The sequence below is a fragment of the Mixta sp. Marseille-Q2659 genome (assembly GCF_940807255.1).
In the GTDB taxonomy this organism is placed as follows: domain Bacteria; phylum Pseudomonadota; class Gammaproteobacteria; order Enterobacterales; family Enterobacteriaceae; genus Mixta.
Map to the genome: position 1 here is coordinate 47,380 of NZ_CALNWY010000019.1, position 16,356 is coordinate 63,735.

At 52.2% G+C, this 16,356-nt stretch carries 13 protein-coding genes; 2 read left to right on the top strand and 11 right to left on the bottom strand.

What is annotated here, in order from left to right:
• Nucleotides 1–4: 4 nt before the first annotated feature.
• On the bottom strand, nt 5–4,474 hold the full coding sequence (gene gltB / locus P3C52_RS14020; protein WP_275555592.1) for a glutamate synthase large subunit: 4,470 nt from the start codon (nt 4,472–4,474) through the stop codon (nt 5–7).
• A gap of 862 nt (nt 4,475–5,336) precedes the next feature.
• Between gltB and arcB the strand changes: the two genes are divergently transcribed.
• Together arcB and mtgA are read left to right on the top strand one after the other, a co-directional pair.
• Entirely contained in the window at nt 5,337–7,679 is a 2,343-nt protein-coding gene (gene arcB, locus P3C52_RS14025) for an aerobic respiration two-component sensor histidine kinase ArcB (protein ID WP_275555593.1), read from the top strand.
• Nucleotides 7,680–8,572: 893 nt separating this feature from the next.
• The gene (mtgA, locus tag P3C52_RS14030) at nt 8,573–9,289 is read left to right on the top strand and encodes a monofunctional biosynthetic peptidoglycan transglycosylase (protein ID WP_275555594.1); all 717 of its coding nucleotides are present in this window, start codon (nt 8,573–8,575) and stop codon (nt 9,287–9,289) included.
• 5 nt (nt 9,290–9,294) lie between these two features.
• On the opposite strand, the gene npr is transcribed toward mtgA, so the two are convergent.
• The 10 genes from npr to kdsD form a co-directional block, all read right to left on the bottom strand.
• Nucleotides 9,295–9,567 (bottom strand): PTS phosphocarrier protein NPr, encoded by a 273-nt coding sequence (gene npr, locus P3C52_RS14035; RefSeq protein ID WP_275555595.1) that lies wholly within the window; start codon nt 9,565–9,567, stop codon nt 9,295–9,297.
• Complete coding sequence (gene rapZ, locus P3C52_RS14040) at nt 9,564–10,418, bottom strand: RNase adapter RapZ (protein ID WP_275555596.1); 855 nt, start codon at nt 10,416–10,418, stop codon at nt 9,564–9,566. The genes npr and rapZ overlap by 4 nt, the downstream gene beginning before the upstream one ends.
• Nucleotides 10,419–10,483: 65 nt before the next feature.
• Nucleotides 10,484–10,966, bottom strand: coding sequence for a PTS IIA-like nitrogen regulatory protein PtsN (ptsN, locus tag P3C52_RS14045; protein ID WP_275555597.1), 483 nt, complete (start codon nt 10,964–10,966; stop codon nt 10,484–10,486).
• Between the two features lie 188 nt (nt 10,967–11,154).
• Nucleotides 11,155–11,442 carry a ribosome hibernation promoting factor gene (gene hpf / locus P3C52_RS14050; RefSeq protein ID WP_275555598.1) on the bottom strand — a complete coding sequence of 96 codons (288 nt, stop codon included), beginning with the start codon at nt 11,440–11,442 and terminating at the stop codon, nt 11,155–11,157.
• 23 nt (nt 11,443–11,465) lie between these two features.
• A complete protein-coding gene (rpoN, locus tag P3C52_RS14055; RefSeq protein ID WP_275555599.1) occupies nt 11,466–12,899 on the bottom strand; it encodes an RNA polymerase factor sigma-54 in 1,434 nt (477 codons plus the stop codon).
• 48 nt (nt 12,900–12,947) lie between these two features.
• On the bottom strand, nt 12,948–13,673 hold the full coding sequence (gene lptB / locus P3C52_RS14060) for an LPS export ABC transporter ATP-binding protein (protein ID WP_275555600.1): 726 nt from the start codon (nt 13,671–13,673) through the stop codon (nt 12,948–12,950).
• Between the two features lie 5 nt (nt 13,674–13,678).
• Nucleotides 13,679–14,230, bottom strand: coding sequence for a lipopolysaccharide ABC transporter substrate-binding protein LptA (lptA, locus tag P3C52_RS14065; RefSeq protein ID WP_275555601.1), 552 nt, complete (start codon nt 14,228–14,230; stop codon nt 13,679–13,681).
• Complete coding sequence (lptC, locus tag P3C52_RS14070) at nt 14,202–14,777, bottom strand: LPS export ABC transporter periplasmic protein LptC (RefSeq protein ID WP_275555603.1); 576 nt, start codon at nt 14,775–14,777, stop codon at nt 14,202–14,204. Before lptC ends, lptA begins: the two co-directional genes overlap by 29 nt.
• Entirely contained in the window at nt 14,774–15,340 is a 567-nt protein-coding gene (gene kdsC, locus P3C52_RS14075) for a 3-deoxy-manno-octulosonate-8-phosphatase KdsC (RefSeq protein WP_275555604.1), read from the bottom strand. The genes lptC and kdsC overlap by 4 nt, the downstream gene beginning before the upstream one ends.
• A gap of 17 nt (nt 15,341–15,357) precedes the next feature.
• Nucleotides 15,358–16,344, bottom strand: coding sequence for an arabinose-5-phosphate isomerase KdsD (kdsD, locus tag P3C52_RS14080; RefSeq protein ID WP_275555605.1), 987 nt, complete (start codon nt 16,342–16,344; stop codon nt 15,358–15,360).
• Nucleotides 16,345–16,356 lie beyond the last annotated feature (12 nt).

Consider the following 16,356-nt stretch of genomic DNA (forward strand, 5'->3'; position numbering starts at 1 on the left):
CCTCTTACTGCGCCTGCACCCGCAGCTCTGCTGCGGAACGACTACGATGCCCCAACAATGCTTTGACATCACTGGATTTAGGTTTGACCAGCGCAAATTTGGCTGACCAGGCTGGCCAGTTAGCCAGAATTTCTTCGCCACGCGACGAGCCGGTATGTTGAACATGCTCGGTAATCAGACCGCGCAGATGTTCTTCATGAATCGCCAGTTCGTCCACGCTCAGCACTTCCACCAGCTCCGGGTTAACACGTTTGCGGAACTCGCCGTCTTCATCCAGTACATAGGCGAAGCCGCCGGTCATGCCCGCGCCAAAGTTGACGCCGGTTTTACCCAGTACGCAAACAATGCCGCCGGTCATATATTCACAACCGTTGTCGCCAATACCTTCGACGACGGTAATGGCGCCGGAGTTACGTACCGCAAAGCGTTCGCCTGCGCGACCTGCTGCAAACAGTTTGCCGCCGGTGGCGCCATACAGGCAGGTGTTGCCGGCGATCGTGGCTTCATGGCTGCGGAAAGCGGAGCCAACCGGCGGACGAATAGCGAGAATGCCGCCAGCCATGCCTTTACCAACGTAGTCGTTGGCGTCGCCGGTAAGGGTTTGCTCAACGCCGCCGGCATTCCATACGCCGAAGCTCTGTCCCGCCGTACCGCTGTAGTGGATCTTAATCGGATCGGCGGCCAGGCCCTGATCGCCATGGATCGCGGCAATGGCGCCGGAGAGCGTCGCGCCAACGGAACGATCGGTATTGCGAATATCAAACCAGAACGTTTTGCTCTGCTTCGCTTCCACATAAGGCATCGCCTGCTGCAACAGCGCTTTGTTAAGGTCGCCCTTATCAAACGGCGGGTTGCTGCCTTCGGTACAGTAGACCGCTTTGCCTGGCATCGGCGTTGCCGTAACCAGCAGCGATGAAAGATCCAGGTTCTGCTGTTTCGCTGTAAAGCCGTCCAGCACTTTCAGCAGATCGGTACGACCGATAAGGTCTACCAACCGCGTAACGCCCAGCTCGGCCATAATTTCCCGCGTTTCCTGCGCGATAAACTGGAAGTAGTTCGTCACGCGATACGGCAGCCCGTGGTAGTGGTTTTTACGCAGTTTTTCATCCTGCGTCGCCACGCCAGTCGCACAGTTGTTCAGATGGCAAATACGCAGATATTTACAGCCCAGCGCCACCATCGGCCCGGTTCCGAAGCCGAAGCTTTCCGCGCCCAGAATCGCCGCCTTGATGATGTCGCGTCCGGTTTTCAGGCCGCCGTCCACCTGAAGGCGGATCTTGTGACGCAGGCCGTTAGCGACCAATGCCTGCTGCGTTTCAACCAGCCCCAGCTCCCACGGACAGCCGGCATATTTCACCGAGCTGAGCGGGCTGGCGCCGGTGCCGCCATCATAGCCAGCAATGGTAATCAAATCGGCATAGGCTTTCGCTACGCCGGTAGCGATAGTGCCCACGCCCGGTTCGGAAACCAGCTTCACGGAAATCATCGCTTTCGGATTGACCTGCTTCAGGTCGAAAATCAGCTGCGCCAGGTCTTCAATCGAGTAGATGTCATGGTGCGGCGGCGGTGAAATCAGCGTAACGCCCGGCACGGAATAACGCAGCTTGGCAATATAAGGCGTGACCTTATCGCCCGGCAGCTGGCCGCCTTCGCCGGGTTTCGCACCCTGCGCGACTTTGATCTGAATGACATCGGCATTGACCAGGTAAGCAGGCGTTACGCCAAAACGACCGGAAGCCACCTGCTTGATACGCGAAACCTTATTGGTACCGTAACGTGCCGGATCCTCGCCGCCTTCGCCGGAGTTAGAGTAGCCGCCCAGGCTGTTCATCGCTTCCGCCAACGACTCATGCGCCTCCGGGCTCAGCGCGCCGATAGACATGGCTGCGGTATCGAAACGCTTGTACAGTTCGCTGGCAGGCTCAACCTCATCCAGTCTGACCGGCTGCGTGCCTGGCTGGATCTCCAGCAAATCGCGCAGCGTTGCGACCGGACGCTCATTGACCGTACGGGCATAAAGCTGGTAGTCGCTGTATTCTCCGCTCTGTACCGCTTTTTGCAGCGTGCCTACGACGTCCGGGTTATAGGCGTGATATTCCCCGCCGTGAACATATTTCAGCAATCCGCCCTGATCGAGCGGTTTACGCTGCAGCCAGGCGCGTTTCGCCAGGTTAACCAGATCCTGTTGGAAATCGGTAAAGTTCGAACCGTTAATACGGCTGACGACACCCTGGAAACAGAGCGAAGAGACATCTTTATGCAGGCCGACCGCCTCGAACAGCTTAGAACAACGGTAAGAAGCGATAGTTGAGATGCCCATTTTGGACATGATTTTATACAGACCTTTGTTGATGCCGTTACGGTAGTTCAACATCAAGGTGCGGTAATCTTTTTCGATCACGCCGCTGTCAGCCATTTTCGCCAGCGATTCATAAGCGAGGTAAGGATAGATAGCTGTCGCGCCGAAGCCCAACAGCACAGCGAAATGATGCGGATCGCGTGCGCTGGCGGTTTCAACGATGATATTGGCGTCGCAGCGCAGATTTTTTTCTACCAGGCGCGTCTGAACCGCGCCCACGATCATCGGCGCCGGAACCGGCAGACGATGCTCGGCAATCGCCCGATCGGAAAGTACCAATAACACCGTGCCGTTGCGCACCATGCTTTCAGCCCGATCGCAGAGTTGATGGATGGTTGCTTCCAGCGTCTGCTCGGCCGGATTAAAGGTGCAGTCCAGCGTGTCAGCGCGATAGTATTCGCCTTCCATCGTGGTCAGCTGACGGAAATCTGAATAGAGCAGAATCGGTGATTTAAACGAGACGCGATGCGCCTGGCCTTCCGCTTCGCAAAAGACATTCATCTCGCGACCAATACTGGTTGCCAGCGACATCACATGATTTTCGCGCAGCGGATCGATTGGCGGGTTGGTCACCTGCGCAAACTGCTGACGGAAATAGTCATAAATAATGCGCGGACGGCTGGACAACACGGCGAACGGCGTATCGTCACCCATTGATCCCACCGCTTCCTGACCATTCTCGCCCAGCACGCGAATAATCTGATCCAGCTCTTCGCTGCTGTAACCGAACTGTTTCTGATAAGTCGCCAGCGACGTATCGTCCAGCTCGCGGCTGCCCACCTGATCGTCAGGCAGATCTTCAAACGGCACCAGACGCTTAACGTTTTTCTCCATCCACGACTGATAAGGATGACGGCTTTTCAGATCGTTATCGGTTTCAGCGGAATGCAGAATACGGCCAGAGCGTGTATCGATGACCATCAGCTCGCCAGGCCCTACGCGGCCTTTCTCCAGCACTTCATCCGGCTGGTAATCCCAGATGCCGACTTCAGAGGCGCAGGTGATCAGCTTGTCTTTGGTAATGACATAGCGCGCCGGACGCAGGCCGTTACGGTCGAGGTTACAGGCGGCATAACGGCCGTCCGACATAACGATACCGGCCGGGCCGTCCCAAGGTTCCATATGCATGGAGTTAAAGTCAAAGAAGGCGCGCAGCTCTGGGTCCATATCGGGGTTGTTCTGCCAGGCCGGTGGCACCAGCAGACGCATTGCACGGATCAGATCCATGCCGCCGTTAAGGAACAATTCCAGCATGTTATCCATTGAGCTGGAATCGGAGCCGGTTTCATTAACGAAAGGCGCAGCGTCCTGTAAATCGGGAATCAGCGGCGTCTGGAACTTGTAGGCGCGCGCGCGCGCCCACTGGCGATTGCCGGCAATGGTGTTGATTTCGCCATTGTGCGCCATATAGCGGAACGGCTGGGCCAGCGGCCAGCGCGGTACGGTGTTAGTCGAAAAACGCTGATGGAACAGGCAAATGGCCGATTCCAGACGCAGATCCGCCAGGTCCAGGTAAAAGCGCGGCAGATCTGCCGGCATACAGAGACCTTTATAAATATTGACCTGGTTAGAGAAGCTACAAATATAGAATTCTTTATCGCCTAACGCTTCAATACGTTTTTCAATACGGCGGCGCGCCATATAGAGACGACGCTCCATATCGCGTGGACGCCAGCCCGCAGGCGCATTAATAAAAATCTGCTCAATGCGCGGCAGAGAGGAGAGGGCAATCTCACCGAGAACGTCCTGATTGGTCGGCACGTCACGCCAGCCGACAATCGATAAGGTTTCACGCAGCACTTCTTCTTCGACAATGCGGCGGCTGGCGCGGGCTTTCTCATCGTCCTGGCTAAGAAACAGCATGCCTACAGCGTAATTTTTCGCTAAGCGCCAGTTCTGTTCTTCGGCGACAACGCGAAAAAAGCGGTCAGGCTTTTGTAATAACAGGCCGCAGCCGTCACCGGTCTTGCCGTCAGCAAGGATTGCGCCACGGTGCTGCATACGAGCCAGGGCGTGAATAGCGGTGCGAACCACTTTATGGCTGGGTTCGCCTTCAATATGAGCGATCAGGCCGAAACCACAGTTATCCTTTTCAAGGGATTTATCGTACAACATTTCAGTGAACCTCCCCAGGCTCTGCGGATTCCCGGCGCCGATGGCAGGCGTAGAAAGGGCTGGCGGCAGGCTGGCGTTTCATACGCTCACATGTCGCATTAGCTCCCATTCATAGCCTCAGGCATCGGTGTCACAAGTATTGCGGACTTGTTTCAGAGGGAATCTCAATTACTGCATAAATATGATGAGTGGAACACTCATCCGAAAAGCTTCCAGCGGATTTCCAACTTATCGGGAAAGCGCAAAGAGGTCAAATAGCGTTCTTACTTATGCTTTTTGCGACTTTATTCGATTAAATATTTGTTTTATATGGTTTTTATGGTGTTTATTGTCCTGCTGTAATAACAAGCCTGACGGGAAGAAGTGTGAGCTGACTCACTATGGGGTAGTGGCCAAATCTCTGCACCATGCTAGTGCTGGCGCGTATTGTAGTATTATCTGCTACCAAATACCCTTCAGAGGCGGAATGTATCTGTTTTTCTTATGGCAACTTATTGAAGGTAAATTGCGACGTGTTATAAGGAAAATTAATCAAGCAAAGAGTGCCTAAAAAAACGCTTAATTTGAATGATTATTCGTTTGGATAAAAGAAAAGAGAAGAGAAGACACTGCGATGGCATTGCCTTGAAAAGCATCAATTGTGGGAATAAACCTGCCTGGACAGGGCCTTCAATGTATGCGACTTCATAAAATAGTCAATACTTTTAGCCCGCTAACCTTAATTTTCGAGCAAAGCCGCTTTATTTGCACTTTAATAGTGCAGAGCCACGCTATTTCCTGCCTGAGGTGAGTTTGAGCCAGCCATCTCCCGTCGGCATTAAAGTGGGGTATGATGGGAAAAGAGACCGGGAAGGAAACAGCTATGAAACAAATTCGCCTGTTGGCGCAATATTATGTCGATTTGATGGTTAAGCTGGGTTTAATTCGTTTTTCCCTGCTGTTGGCTTCTGCGCTAGTGGTGTTGGCCATGGTGGTGCAAATGGCCGTCACGATGCTGCTGCGCGGCCATGTTGAAAGTATTGATATGGTCCGTTCCGTTTTTTTCGGCCTGTTGATTACGCCGTGGGCAGTCTACTTTCTCTCCGTTGTGGTTGAGCAACTGGAAGAATCACGCCAAAGGTTGGCGCGGCTGGTAGATAAGCTGGAAGAGATGCGCAAACGTGATTTGGAACTTAACCACCAGATGAAGGAGAACATCAGCCAGCTCAACCAGGAAATCACCGATCGTATCAAAGCCGAAGAGGCGCGTTTGCTGGTTGTCGATAAGCTGAAAGAGGAGATGGCGCGGCGCGAACAGGCGCAAATCGAACTTGAGCAACAATCTTCCTTCTTACGTTCTTTCCTCGATGCCTCGCCCGATTTAGTCTTTTACCGCAATATCGATCAACAATTTTCCGGCTGTAACCGGGCGATGGAGCTGCTAACCGGGAAAAGCGAGAAGCAGCTGATCGGCCTGACACCGAAAGAAGTCTACGACGAAGAAGCGGCAGCGAAAGTGCTGGAAACTGACGAAAAAGTGTTCCGGCATAACGTTTCTCTAACCTATGAGCAGTGGCTGCAATACCCAGATGGTCGCAAAGCCTGTTTTGAAATTCGAAAAGTACCTTATTACGACCGCGTCGGTAAACGTAGCGGTCTGATGGGCTTTGGACGCGATATAACGGAACGCAAGCGTTACCAGGACGCGCTGGAAAACGCCAGCCGCGAGAAGACCACCTTTATTTCTACTATCAGCCATGAACTGCGTACGCCGTTAAACGGCATTGTAGGGTTGAGCCGCATTCTGCTGGATACCGAACTCAATCAGGAACAGTTGAAATACCTGAAAACTATCCACGTTTCAGCGATAACGCTGGGCAATATTTTCAATGACGTTATTGAGATGGATAAGATCGAGCGCCGCAAGGTACAGCTCGATAATCAGCCGCTCGATTTCACCGGTTTCCTGGCGGATTTAGAAAATCTCTCCGGCCTGTTAGCCCAGCCGAAAGGGCTAAAATTTGTCTTGCAGCCGCATCTGCCGCTGCCGCATAAAATCATCGCCGACGGTACGCGTCTGCGCCAGATTCTGTGGAACCTCATCGGTAATGCGGTGAAATTTACCCAGCAGGGCGAAATTATCGTGCGGGTATCCTACGAAGCGGAGCAGCTACGCTTTGAAGTTGAAGATTCAGGGATGGGTATTCCACTGGACGAACAGGACAAGATCTTTGCGATGTATTATCAGGTTAAAGATCAGCACGGCGGTAAACCTGCAACCGGCACCGGCATTGGGCTGGCTGTTTCACGGCGGCTGGCGCAGACAATGGGCGGCGATATTACTGTGCGCAGCCAGCCCGGCGAGGGTGCTTGCTTTACGGTGACATTAAATGCGCCGCATATTGCTGAGGAAGTGGAGGATGAAATGCCTGCGGATGAGATGCCATTACCGGCGCTGCATGTACTGCTGGTGGAAGATATTGAGCTGAACGTAATCGTGGCGCGTTCGGTACTGGAGAAGCTGGGAAATAGCGTTGAGGTCGCCATGACCGGGCAGGCCGCTCTGGACATGTTTGACCCTGATGAGTTCGATCTGGTCCTGCTGGATATTCAGCTGCCGGATATGACCGGGCTGGACGTAGCGCGCGCTATTCATCAACGTTTTAGCGGGCAAACATTGCCGCCGTTAGTGGCATTAACCGCAAACGTACTCAAGGATAAAAAAGAGTATCTGGATGCCGGTATGGATGATGTCCTCAGCAAACCGCTGGCGGTGCCGGCTCTGACCGCGATGATTAAAAAGTTCTGGGACTATCAGGAAACGGCGCTGACGGAGCCTCAGGCCGATTTAGACAATAAGAAGCTGGCTCTGCTCGATCTGCCGATGCTGGAGCAATATATCGAGCTGGTCGGCCCCGATTTAATCACGCGCAGCCTGGATATGTTTGAACAGATGTTGCCTGGCTATCTGGCAGTGCTTGATTCGAATATGATGGCGCGCGATCAGAAGGGCATTGCGGAAGAAGGACATAAAATTAAAGGCGCCGCAGGGTCGGTTGGCTTACAACATCTTCAACAGCTGGCGAAGCAGATCCAAAGCCCGGAATTACCTGCCTGGTGGGATAACGTTCAGGAATGGATTGACGAGTTAAAACAGGAGTGGCAGCACGACGTAGCGGTATTACGGGAGTGGGTTGCACAACAGGAAGCGAGAAAAAAGCAGTAGCCTGAAAAAAAATGACCCCGGCTTATGCCGGGGTGCGCGAATACTGCGCCAACACCAGGGAAAAGGGTCGCTCAGGCCATTTTTCGTAGAGTTCACAAGCGGCATAAGCTCGGTATTGGTTAACGCTTTGACACACCTTAGCAAATCTCAACGTATCTGTTAAATGATTCATTAAAATATGTGATGTAGTCCAGCCTTTACACTCAGAAAACATTAATTTGCTGACACAGTCAGACAGCAAGTTAACTGAGGGCCTATCTTGGCGTCAATTTGAGCTTTTGTAAAGGATTTCATTGCAAAAATCTTCTCCTTTTCTGGACTCATGGATGAACAGCGAAACTTCGCCAGCGTGCGTTAAAAATAACAGGTTTTATCTTTTCTTAATCTATTGTAATTAAAGAAAATAAAAGCCATGCATTCGACTGCTGTCTGATGCAAGAAGGAGCGCCTTGCTGTCGTGTAAACCTGGTTTTACTTGCCAGCGTTGAGTAAAATTTTAAGACAAAATAAAAGGATATGGTGAACGATAAACGTGCTGTAAAGCGGGCACCTGTTTTCAGCTTTACTTCAGTTAATTTTGTATTTTTCATCACGATAGTGTTCATTTATCAGGCTATTCATAAAAAGTTTAAATGTTTTTTCTAATGGGTGAGCAGGGCTGATTTAAGCAAAATATGCGAAAACAGCAAAGCAACTAAACTTTGGAACCGATTCCCTTGGAATGGAACTCATTGATGTAATAAGAAATTAACAATTTCTGAAATTATGAATCATAAAATAGTGTGTGAAAAAAAGCCTTTTTGTGATTGCCGCAGGAGCGTAATTACACCCTGGAACAGAGCGGTATCAAGAGTAATTGATAAGTGAAAAAAACATGTAATGGACAAAAACGCATGGGAAAAATTAAAAGCGGTGTATTACGTACCGGCAGGCGTTGGCTGACGCGTTTGCTGATAGCGGTTATTGGTCTTTGGCTGGCGGGCATCATCATTTTCGCCTTTCTTCCGGTTCCATTTTCAGCCGTTATGGCAGAGCGGCAAATTTCTGCCTGGCTTCGGGGTGATTTTTCCTGGGTTGCGCATTCCAGCTGGGTTTCCCGAGATGGAATCGCGCCGTGGATGCCGCTGGCGGTTATCGCTGCTGAGGATCAAAAGTTTCCTCAACATTGGGGATTTGATGTCGAAGCGATTGAATCAGTACTTGATAAAGAGAACGGACGCTTGCGTGGCGCCTCGACGATTTCACAGCAAACGGCAAAGAATTTGTTCCTCTGGGATGGACGCAGCTGGGTACGCAAAGGGCTTGAGGCGGGCTTGACGCTAGGATTAGAAGGCGTCTGGAGTAAAAGACGTATTCTCACCGTCTATTTAAATATTGCAGAATTCGGTGACGGTATTTTTGGCGTTGAGGCTGCATCGCAACACTATTTTCATAAACCTGCCAGCCGTTTGACGATGGCTGAGGCCGCGTTGCTGGCGGCGGTATTACCTAATCCGCTGCGTTTTCGGGTTGATGCGCCTTCGGCTTATGTCCGCCAGCGTCAGGCGTGGATTATGCGTCAGATGCGCCAGCTGGGCGGCGTCGGCTTTATCCAACGGCAGCATCTGTAATTTAATTACTCTTCGTCAAAACCTGCTTCAAAAAGCTCAATGACGGCTGCCAGCGCCTGCTGTTCTTGCGGGCCGCTGGCTTCAATTTCAATATGTCCGCCTTTTGCTGAATCGAGCATTAGCAGGGCAATCACGCTGCTGGCTTCGGCCTCGGTGCCCGCCTCATTACGCAGCAGCACTTCCGCATCAAAACTCTGTACCAGCTCAAACAGCTTCATTGCCGGGCGTGCGTGCATGCCCAGCTTATTTTTAATCTCAACGGTTTGTCTGGCGGTCATGATTTACGTTTTTCCAGCGTGCGATGACGGGATTGAACATTTTTACCGCGCGAGCGGAAATAATCAGCCAGCTGTTCGGCAATATAAACGGAGCGGTGCTTGCCGCCGGTACAGCCGATAGCCACCGTTAAATAGCTGCGATTATTGGTTTCCAGCATCGGCAGCCAGAGTTCCAGATAGCTGCGCGTCTGATAAATGAAGTTATGAACTTCCGTATGACGATCGAGGAATGCCGCAACGGGACGATCGAGGCCGGTCATCGGGCGCAGTTTGGGATCCCAGTGCGGATTGGGAAGAAAGCGCACGTCGAAGACATAATCGGCGTCGATAGGAATCCCATGCTTGTAGCCAAAAGATTCAAACACCATAGTCAGTTCGCGTTCACGCTTGCCAAGCAGGCGCGTACGCAGCATTTCGGCCAGTTCATGCACAGACATTTCAGAGGTATCAACGATCAGATCGGCGCGTGAGCGTAGCGGCTCCAGAAGATCGTTCTCTTCATCAATGGCGCTTTCCAGCGACAAATTTTTGCTGGAGAGTGGATGCAGGCGGCGGGTATCGCTATAACGACGAATCAGTGTATTACGATCGGCATCAAGAAAAAGTAGCTGGGGCGAGAAGCTGCCGGGCAGGTTAGTTAATGCTTTTTCCAGTACATCCGGCGACTCCGGCATATTGCGCACGTCAATACTGACAGCAGCGGAAATGTTACGTTCTACCAGCGAGCTTGCCAGGTCGGGCAGTAGCGCTACCGGCAGGTTATCGACACAGTAAAAACCCATATCTTCCAGCGCGCGTAGCGCGACAGATTTCCCTGAGCCTGAACGACCGCTGACGATCATCAGCACCATTAAGTTATCTCCCCATTTAACCCGCTACCGGCTGTCCGGCGCGGGCAAAAGTGCAAGCTGACTAATTAGTGATTTTCTTCTGGCGTCGCGGTGATGATTTCATATAAATCTTCATCGCTTTGCGCTGCCCGCAGCCGACGGCAAACGGTTTTGTCGGCCAGTCGCTTCGCTACCAGCGAAAGGGTATGCAGGTGTGTTTTACATTGATCCGCTGGCACCAGCAAGGCGAACAGCAAATCGACCGGCTGGTTATCAATCGCATCAAACGCGATAGGCTGATCGAGGCGAATAAAAACGCCCACGGCGCGCAGCGTATCCTCTTCCAGCTTGCCGTGCGGAATCGCTATGCCGTTGCCAATACCGGTACTGCCCATACGTTCACGCGTCAGAATAGCTTCAAAAACCGTCTGATGCGGCAGGTTGAGCTGCTTGGCAGCCAGTTCACTGATGATTTCCAGTGCCCGCTTTTTGCTCTGGCAATGTACTCCGCTGCGGGTACAGTCAAGATTAAGTACAGAGCTGAGTTCCAGTGAGAGTTCGTTATTCATCATAGTTTCTGTATATTCACATTTACTGGCGCATCGCGCTACTTTACGCGTCTTGCGACGAGAAAAGCAGTAAAAAATTGCCAGCGTGGCGTGAATGGAAAAAGGGGGCGAAAAAGATCGCCCCTGTCAGCGCCGTACTATCGTCTCCGATAAGCTGTCGGCCTGTTTTTCCTTCCGCCGCGTGAAGGTTAGTGTTGTTTTAATTTGTCTTTATGTTTGGTTAGCTGGCGAGCCAGCTTATCAATTAAACCATCAATCGCCGCATACATATCATCAGCTTCAGACGTTGCGTGCAGTTCGCCACCGCTAACGTGCAGCGTTGCTTCGGCAATCTGCTGGACTCGTTCTACCTTTAGCACAATATGAACCTGGGTTATCCGGTCCGAATATTGTTCCAGTTTGGCAAATTTATTGTTCACGAAGTCACGTAAAGCACTAGTGATTTCAATATGTTGCCCGGTAATGTTGAGTTGCATAGCGTCTTCCTTCTCAGTGATGATCAAACCAATTGCTTACGCTGGTTCGATGGCGGGATGGACAAAGACTCGCGGTACTTGGCGACAGTGCGGCGCGCTACCATAATGCCTTGCTCAGACAACATGGAGGTCAGCTTGCTGTCGCTCAGCGGTTTGGCGGGGTTTTCCGCCGAGATAAGCTTTTTCACCAGCGCGCGAATAGCCGTTGATGAGGCTTCGCCGCCGCCTTCGGTATTCACATGGCTGGAGAAAAAGTATTTCAATTCGAAAATGCCGCGTGGGCTGTGAAGATATTTTTGGGTAGTCACGCGGGAGATGGTGGATTCGTGCATATCGACGGCCTGGGCAATATCTGCCAGCACCATCGGGCGCATAAACTCTTCGCCCTGTTCGAAAAAAGCCTGCTGCTGTTCGACAATACAGCGCGTCACTTTCAATAGCGTATCATTACGGCTTTCAAGGCTTTTAATCAGCCACTTCGCATCCTGCAGGTTGGTGCGGATAAACTGGCTATCGCTCTCGTTACGCGTTGAGCTGCCCAGAGCGGCATACTGCTGATTTATCTTGAGGCGCGGAACGCTATCGCCATTTAACTCCACCGTCCAACGATTGCCGATTTTACGCACCAGAACGTCAGGAATGACATATTCCGGCTCGCTGGTATTAACCGACTGACCGGGCCGGGGATCGAGCGACTGAATCAGCGCCATCGCGCCTTTTAATACCTCTTCTTTCAGGCGCGTCACGCGCATCAGGCTGCGAAAATCGTGGTTCGCCAACAGATCGAGGTGTTGGTCGACAATGAGTTGCGCTTCCGCAAGCAGCGGCGTCGCGCGTGAATACTGGGAGAGCTGTACCAGCAAGCAGTCGCGCAAATCGCGGGCGCCAACGCCGATCGGATCGAAGCGCTGAATGCGCTTTAATACCGCTTCAACTTCATCCAGCGCCAGCTCTTCGTTGCCAATGCTGTCGCGGATCTCATCCAGCGTCACGGTCAGGTAGCCCGTATCATCAATGGCATCGACAATAGAGGTTGCAATAGCGCGATCGGTATCGGTAAAGGGCGTCAGTTCTACCTGCCACATCAGGTAATCCTGCAGCGATTGGGTGGTTTCGCCCTGATAAACCGGCAGTTCATCATCGCGATAATCATTGCCGGTGCCTGAGGGCGTACCGGCCGTGTAGATCTCATCCCAGGTGGCATCAAGGGGCAACTCGTCCGGCATATCCTTTTGCTCAAGTGCTTCCCGCGTATCAAGCATTTCACTTTCGCTATACTCGCGAGAATCCACCTCTTCATGGATATCGGTCTGCTCAAGCAGCGGATTACTCTCCAGCGCCAGCTGAATCTCCTGTTGGAGTTCCAGCGTGGAAAGCTGTAGCAAACGAATTGCCTGCTGTAGCTGCGGCGTCATCGCCAGCTGCTGACTGAGCCTGAGTTGCAAACCTTGCTTCATATTCAGAATACAGATTCCTGATAAAACACCGCCATAACTGACACCATATCAGAGTCTGAACTCTTCACCCAAATAGACGCGCTTCACTTGTTCATCGGCCAGGATCGCCTCCGGGGTGCCGTGAGCGATCAAATGGCCCTGGCTGACGATATAGGCACGTTCGCAAACGGCCAGCGTTTCACGCACGTTATGGTCGGTGATCAGTACGCCAAGCCCGCTGTCGCGCAGGTGTTCGATAATCTTTTTAATATCAATCACCGAAATAGGGTCAACGCCGGCAAAAGGCTCATCCAACAGGATAAATTTAGGATTCGCCGCCAGCGCACGTGCGATTTCTACACGCCGACGTTCGCCGCCCGATAACGCCTGGCCAAGGCTATTACGCAGATGTTCGATATGAAACTCTTCCATCAGCTCTTTAGCGCGATCTTCGCGCTGCTCGGTGGTCAAATCGTCCCGTACCTGCAGTACGGCCATCAGATTGTCATAAACGCTCAGACGGCGGAAGATAGAAGCTTCCTGCGGCAGATAGCCGATACCGCGACGTGCGCGCGCATGCAGCGGCAGAATGCTGATATCTTCATCATCGATGACAATGCGGCCCGCATCGCGCGGCACAATGCCAACAACCATATAAAAGGTGGTGGTTTTGCCCGCGCCGTTCGGACCAAGCAGCCCGACGATTTCGCCTGATTTAACCTGAAGGCTGACATCCTCCACCACACGGCGGCCCTTATAGGCTTTCGCCAGATTTTCAGCGAGTAGTGTTGCCATACGAATTAGTTACTCTTCTTTTGGCCAGTAGATGAGGCGGGTTTATCCTGCAGTTGCGAAGGCACCAGTACCGTCGTTACGCGCTTATTCTCGCCAGCGCTTGAGGCCTGCATTTTCTGCTCTTTCACCAGATAGGTAATGCGATCGCCTTTTACATTGCTGTCCAACTGCTCGATATAGGCGTTGCCGGTCAGTTCGACGAAATCTTTCGCCAGTTCATAGCGCATCTTTGACGCGTGGCCTTTTACCGGCTTCCCATCATCCTGCAGTTGATAAAAGGTCGCGGGATTGCCGTAAGCATCAACTACGGTTTTTTTGTTATCACCGCCGGGGCGGGTGACGACCACTTTATCCGCGGTAATTTTGATCGAACCCTGCGTCACAATAACGTTGCCGGTAAAGGTCGCGACATTACCTTGCATATCCAGCGCCTGGTTAGCCGAGTCGATGTTCACCGGCTTTTCAGAATCGCCGGTTAATGCGAAAGCCGGAATACTGGTGGCCAGCAGGGTACTGATAAGCAGTAACTTAAGGCTGTGGTTGTTCATTGATTTCATAATTAGTTTTGACCTTTTCAATCAGCTCGGCCGTTTTCGTCCGTAAATTACCGCGCATTTTCATACCAGTGGAATTAAAGCTGCGGCCATAAAGCGTTACCTGGTCGTTGGACATTACATCCTGCGTAACCAGATTTACCTGCGCGTTATCAGTCTTAATCCGCTCAAGCTGTGCATCTTTCGTCAGGCTGTTCACTTCAACATGACCGTACAGATAGAGCATGCGATCTTTAGTCAGTTTGGCTTTATCCGCACGTACTGACCAGGCAGGAATTTTATTGTCGTCGTAGGTGGTCATCAGCGGATTATCAAACCAGCTGACCTCATCGGCGGAAAAGTAGGTCACCTTATCCGACACCAGTTTGTAGCTCAGGCTGCCGGTCGGGTTATAGACCACCGTGCTGGAGTTCGCACTGGTATAGGTCGGCTCCTGATTATCCATTTCAACCGGCGCCTGCGTTTCATCAGTTCCCGCAAGATTCCAGCCGATCAAGATAATGGCAATCAACGCCAGTAATAGCGTTATCCAACGCCTGGTTTTACTCATACCGATTGCCCTTTGGCATCATCAAACTTATCCTGGGCGATCAAAATCAGATCGCAAACTTCACGCACTGCGCCACGGCCGCCGGCGATGCGGGTCACATAGTTAGCGCGTCCCAGCAGCAACGGATGGGCATCAGCGACCGCCACGCTGAGACCAACCTGCGCCATTACCGGCCAGTCGATTAAATCATCGCCGATATAGGCGACCTGATCCGGAGATAACGACAGTGTATCCAGAAGTTCCCGGAAGGCCAAAAGCTTATCGGACTGGCCCTGGTAAAGATGTGTAATGCCCAATGTCTGGCAGCGGTCTTCCAGCAATTTAGCGCGGCGGCCGGTGATAATCGCCACTTCAATATCGGATGTCAGCAGGCAACGAATGCCATAGCCATCCCGCACGTTAAACGCTTTCAGCTCTTCGCCGCTGTTGCCCATATAAATCAGGCCATCAGACATTACGCCGTCCACATCGCAGATTAACAGGCGAATTGCGCTGGCGCGTTTGATTATGTCCTGGCGTACCGCGCCGTAGCAGGTTTCCACGACATCCAGTTCTTGCGTCATTCTCATTTCCATTCGGTTTACACTACGCCGGCGCGCAGCATGTCATGCATATGTACGATACCAATCAACTGGTCGCCGTCGGCCACCATGATCGCCGTAATATGCTTACTCTGCATCAGGTTTAGCGCATCCACTGCCAACATATTGGGGCGTACGCGGATGCCGCCCGGCGTCATCACGCTGGCGATAGAAGCATGTTGAAAATCGATGCCCATATCAAATACGCGACGCAGGTCGCCATCGGTAAAAATGCCCTGGATTTGCATCAAATCATCGACGATTGCCGTCATGCCCAGGTTTTTACGCGTAATTTCCAGCAGGGCATCGCGTAGCGAAGCTTCTTTGGTGACGTGAGGGATTTCGTCGCCGGTATGCATGATATCACTGACGCGCAGCAACAGCTTGCGTCCCAGCGCGCCACCTGGATGAGAAAGTGCGAAGTCTTCAGCAGTAAAGCCACGCGCTTTGAGCAGCGCAACGGCCAGCGCGTCGCCCATGACCAGCGTCGCCGTGGTGCTGGTGGTTGGTGCCAGGCCCAGCGGACAGGCTTCCTGCGGCACTTTAACACAGAGATGAATATCCGCCGCGCGCGCCATGCTGCTATCGGGGCGGCTGGTCACGCAAATCAGCGCAACCTTAAGCCTTTTCAGTACCGGAATCAGTGCCAGAATCTCGTTCGATTCGCCGGAATTGGAAATCGCGATAACGACGTCGCTGGGGCTAACCATGCCCAAATCGCCGTGGCTGGCTTCGGCAGGATGGACAAAAAAGGCCGGTGTACCGGTGCTGGCAAAGGTTGCCGCCATCTTTTTGCCGATATGTCCTGATTTGCCCATGCCCATGACCACCACTTTTCCCTGGCAAAAGAACATCATTTCGCAGGCGCGGGAAAAGTCGTCGTTAATATACTGATCGAGCTGTTCCAGCCCCTGACGTTCAATATCCAGTACTTCTTTACCGGCTTTTCGGAAATCAAAACCCGGCTCGGGCATAATGTGAGTCATTAATATTCAGTC

Excerpts from the sequence above, each read along its gene's own strand:
- kdsD (WP_275555605.1), bottom strand. The coding sequence starts at position 16,344 with ATGACTCACATTATGCCCGAGCCGGGTTTTGATTTCCGAAAAGCCGGT.
- lptC (WP_275555603.1), bottom strand. The coding sequence starts at position 14,777 with ATGAGTAAAACCAGGCGTTGGATAACGCTATTACTGGCGTTGATTGCC.
- kdsC (WP_275555604.1), bottom strand. The coding sequence starts at position 15,340 with ATGACGCAAGAACTGGATGTCGTGGAAACCTGCTACGGCGCGGTACGC.
- arcB (WP_275555593.1), top strand. The coding sequence starts at position 5,337 with ATGAAACAAATTCGCCTGTTGGCGCAATATTATGTCGATTTGATGGTT.
- lptA (WP_275555601.1), bottom strand. The coding sequence starts at position 14,230 with ATGAAATCAATGAACAACCACAGCCTTAAGTTACTGCTTATCAGTACC.
- npr (WP_275555595.1), bottom strand. The coding sequence starts at position 9,567 with ATGACCGCCAGACAAACCGTTGAGATTAAAAATAAGCTGGGCATGCAC.
- ptsN (WP_275555597.1), bottom strand. The coding sequence starts at position 10,966 with ATGAATAACGAACTCTCACTGGAACTCAGCTCTGTACTTAATCTTGAC.
- mtgA (WP_275555594.1), top strand. The coding sequence starts at position 8,573 with ATGGGAAAAATTAAAAGCGGTGTATTACGTACCGGCAGGCGTTGGCTG.
- lptB (WP_275555600.1), bottom strand. The coding sequence starts at position 13,673 with ATGGCAACACTACTCGCTGAAAATCTGGCGAAAGCCTATAAGGGCCGC.
- rpoN (WP_275555599.1), bottom strand. The coding sequence starts at position 12,899 with ATGAAGCAAGGTTTGCAACTCAGGCTCAGTCAGCAGCTGGCGATGACG.
- rapZ (WP_275555596.1), bottom strand. The coding sequence starts at position 10,418 with ATGGTGCTGATGATCGTCAGCGGTCGTTCAGGCTCAGGGAAATCTGTC.
- gltB (WP_275555592.1), bottom strand. The coding sequence starts at position 4,474 with ATGTTGTACGATAAATCCCTTGAAAAGGATAACTGTGGTTTCGGCCTG.
- hpf (WP_275555598.1), bottom strand. The coding sequence starts at position 11,442 with ATGCAACTCAACATTACCGGGCAACATATTGAAATCACTAGTGCTTTA.